The sequence below is a fragment of the Vibrio sp. Y29_XK_CS5 genome (genome assembly GCF_024181835.1).
Lineage (GTDB): Bacteria > Pseudomonadota > Gammaproteobacteria > Enterobacterales > Vibrionaceae > Vibrio > Vibrio harveyi.
The window spans coordinates 1-3,706 of sequence record NZ_JAMZAM010000023.1 but is presented as its reverse complement, the minus strand read 5'-3'; the positions used below and the strand labels follow the sequence as shown (position 1 = coordinate 3,706).

General features: G+C 39.3%; 4 protein-coding genes and 1 pseudogene. 4 read left to right on the top strand and 1 reads right to left on the bottom strand.

From position 1 onward, the window contains the following. Nucleotide 1 precedes the first annotated feature (1 nt). The gene (locus NL647_RS27290; RefSeq protein ID WP_367618299.1) at nt 2-130 is read left to right on the top strand and encodes a NirD/YgiW/YdeI family stress tolerance protein; all 129 of its coding nucleotides are present in this window, start codon (nt 2-4) and stop codon (nt 128-130) included. A gap of 34 nt (nt 131-164) precedes the next feature. Beyond that, nucleotides 165-920: a hypothetical protein gene (locus tag NL647_RS27030; protein WP_253650912.1), complete on the top strand. Its 756-nt coding sequence runs from the start codon at nt 165-167 to the stop codon at nt 918-920. Between the two features lie 63 nt (nt 921-983). Here the strand turns inward: NL647_RS27030 and NL647_RS27025 are convergent. Next, a pseudogene (locus tag NL647_RS27025) lies at nt 984-1,823 on the bottom strand (IS5 family transposase). 296 nt (nt 1,824-2,119) lie between these two features. Here NL647_RS27025 and NL647_RS27020 point away from each other — a divergent pair. Then, nucleotides 2,120-2,302 (top strand): type II toxin-antitoxin system HicA family toxin, encoded by a 183-nt coding sequence (locus NL647_RS27020; RefSeq protein WP_253650911.1) that lies wholly within the window; start codon nt 2,120-2,122, stop codon nt 2,300-2,302. 21 nt (nt 2,303-2,323) lie between these two features. Beyond that, nucleotides 2,324-2,746: a type II toxin-antitoxin system HicB family antitoxin gene (locus NL647_RS27015; RefSeq protein WP_253650910.1), complete on the top strand. Its 423-nt coding sequence runs from the start codon at nt 2,324-2,326 to the stop codon at nt 2,744-2,746. Nucleotides 2,747-3,706: the final 960 nt, after the last annotated feature.

Here is a 3,706-nt window from a genome sequence, read left to right as displayed (position 1 = left end):
TATTGAGATTGAACATAGTAAGTGGTTAGGTCAATCTGTCACCCCAAAAACTAGAGTTAGACTCTCTGGCGAAGTTGATAATGATGTATCTGGCACCAAAATCAATGTTGATAATATTCAAGTTCTTTAACAGTTTTTGTTTAAGGTTTTAAACGGTATTCGCAATGAATATTTATTGTATCCATGAAAATAAAGATGAGTTTTTGCTTAGAAAGCACCTTATCTTAGAGCAGCTTAATCAAATTCCAGAAAGCTTTAATTTGGAATGGGTTACATCTTACCCTGCATCTTTTTTCTCATCAGATAATTTAGATTTGAAAAACCAGCTTCATTCCTTCGCTCGCGCACCAGTAAAGTCTTGCTTTTGGAAGCACTATGACGCATTAAAAAAGGTTGCCGATAGTGGTGCAGTAGGTCTAATAATTGAAGATGATAGCATTTTCAAAAGCGACGTATTATCTGATGTAGCAGTGTTACTAGGCAAACTTAAGAGTGATAACTTTTACATAAACATAGAATACAGTAGCTATGATGTTCCGTTGAATTATATCCACAAATCACTTGTAAAGATGAAGGGAACAAAACGGACAGGTGCTTATATTGTTAGTCCTATAGCCGCAAAGAAATTGTGTTCCATAGTTGATAACTACCTTGAAAATAAAGAGAGCTTTGATTATGCATCAGACTCATTTGTCACGGCTGTATGGAATGATGCAGGAATAAATGTTTATTGGTCAGTCAAACCTATAGTCTGGCAGGGCTCCAAAACTGGTCGATTTTCGAGTGACTTATCAGGTCGAAGAGAAAATGTTTTTTCGTTTTTTTATGAGAAAGCATTATTCAACTTAATGCCTTTTATTAACAAAGTTAGAGCCTTGTTTAGAAAAAAAATCAAAGTAAGGATTTTAGACGCAATTTAACGTAATTCCGGCTCTGTTGCGTAATTCGTTTTGGAAGTCGACCAGGTCGATTTCGGTCAATCGTTAGCCAATACGGCAAGTTTTAGGCATACCAAGCCCTGTAAGCTTATTCAAAGCTTTGATCATCGCGTAGGTTTCACCAACTTGTGCGTTGTAATTTATTAGACTTAACCGTCCACCAAGCAACTGCTTCACTCGATACATTGCTGTCTCTGATAGGGAGCGTTTATGGTAACCATAGCGCTCTTTCCAATGCTTGTTCGAACCATATAGTTTTTGGCAATCCACCGGATGACCTCGTTCCCAGAATGCAACCCGCTCTCTTGGAGGGATAAGCGCTACGGCTCGTTTAATTTGGATTACTTAGTGGCAATCCCTTGTGTCATAGCCACCATCACCTGATATCTCAAGGATTTTTCGGCGTGTTTGTTTAAGTAAGTTTGGCAGAACTTCAGCATCAATCACCGTTGATAAATTCAATTCTGCAGCAATAATTTCGTGAGTGCTCGTATCTACTGCGAGGTGCAATTTCCGCCACACTCTACGTTTACCATCCGTGCCATGTTTTTTGACTTTCCATTCGCCCTCACCATAAACCTTAAGACTTGTCGCATCGATAGCAAGGTGCTGCATCGGTCCTTTGGTTTTCGTTTTAAAACTCACATTGACGTCTTTGGCTCGACGACTGATACAACTGTAGTGAGGGCTACGCAGGGGAAGTTGAGCAAGTTGAAAAACGGAATCCATAAAGCCTTGCGAAGCACGGAGTGGCATTGAAAAAATACGCTTTACCATCAAAGCGGTTGTTATGGCTAAATCACTGAAAATACGAGGCCTCCCGCGGTTGATGAGTGCTTGATTGTATTGCTTCCAGTTATTTGTTTTGTAACGCGGTTTAGGCATGAGACTACAGACTTAAATGAATGTAGCCGATCAGATCGTAAGCTATTGATTTAGTTCCATCGATTTACGCAACAAAGCCCCTTTTTGCCTAACTCAATGGCAGCAGCGGCAAGGTTAATAGTAAGCATAGATTTACCTTGCCCCTTTAGGATTCCAGATATCAATAATTTTCATAACTGTACGTCTATACGATTGAACACTATTCAAGCGTACACTGTACATTTATATACTTTTCACATCCAAAAACTTGCCCAATACACACTAGTGTGTATGATAATTATTAGGTCGGAGGTAATATGAAATCTAAAGACCTAATAGATGAACTACTTGCCGCTGGATGTGAGTTTGTCAGGCATGGCAAAGGAAGTCACCAGATATGGAAATCTCCAATCACTGGTAAAAAATTTCCGGAGCCTCATCCTAAAGGCTCCTTACCAATAGGTACAGTACGTTCTATCAAAAAAGACGCGGGCATCTAGCCCACGCACTTGGAGGTAACGATGTGGTTTACATTGGGTGTAGAGACACCAAAAGATAAAGATTCCTCTTACGGGATAGTCGTTCCAGCTCTATGTAATGACTGTTATTCCTGCTATAGCGCATCAGATAGTAGTAAAGATATAGCGGCACATTCAGCAGAAGCGATAGAAAGTATTTTAGAAGAGATGCTTGCTGATGGCTTTGATGTATTAGGGCTAAAAGACCAAGGGGCGCTGATTTATAAAGAAGATCAAGCTTACCATTTTTGTGATGTTTGGTTACAGATAGAAATTGATGTAAGCAGATACAGTGGTAAGACCCAAAGGGTAAATGTTTCTCTACCAGAGTCGTTACTAGCGGTAATCGATCGTAGAGTAGAGAATAGCGATCTCTATCGAGACAGAAGCCATTTCTTAGCCATAGCAGCAAGAAATGAACTTTGATAATAATTTAACTCATAATTATTCTAGACATATGGCGAAGTGTTAATGACATTTCACCATTTTTTATTTACACTAAGTGACACTGTAACTATATTTTATATGAGTCGCAGCTCGACGAATAGTAGAAAGCGCTAACGCAGCAAGTAAGGGGTTTGAAGCCCAATGGAACAAAAACGGACAGTAAACCCTAAGAAAGATGCCCGTTAAGTCGATTTTTACACAAATACGTCTATTAATTGCTCATTTTCGATTTAATAGACGCCATTTTATCTCTTGTTTTTGCTATCTAAAGTATTTTATATATCAGATAGTTAACCACCTTTGTGTACAAATGTCATACAAACCACCAGAACTGGCTCTAAATTTGGTTCAATAAATATTGATTTACAACCCTACACACATCAAAATACAAAACCACACTCGAACCGATGGAATACACCTATGTTCACAATAGCCTATTTACGAGCCTCGACAACTGACCAACCTGCTGATCGAGTAAAGAGTGAACTCCAAACTTTCGCCAATCAACACAATGTGCGCATTGCTAGCTTTTACACTGAATATTTGTCGGCGCTAAATTATCACATTTAATTGAGGATTCGCATCGAGGTGATATGTTACTCATCGAAAAAATTAACCGTCTCTCTCGCCTGCCCTATAAACAGTGGAAATAACTAAAACAACTCGTCGAAGCCGATATCAATATCGGCGTTATCAATCAATGACTCACGCCGTGTGAACTCATACTGATCAACAAACCTCTATGATTTCGAGGGTACTCACTGAATTCATGATCGACTTGGCGGCGGCAATGGCAAGGGACGATTGCGAACCAAGAAGAAAACACCGAGCAAGGGATAGAGAAAGCCAAAGCGCTTGGAAAATATCACGGGCGAAAACCAGATTTAAAACTCAGAGAAAATATTCAACTACTTTTAAATGAAGGGAAAAGTTGGTCGC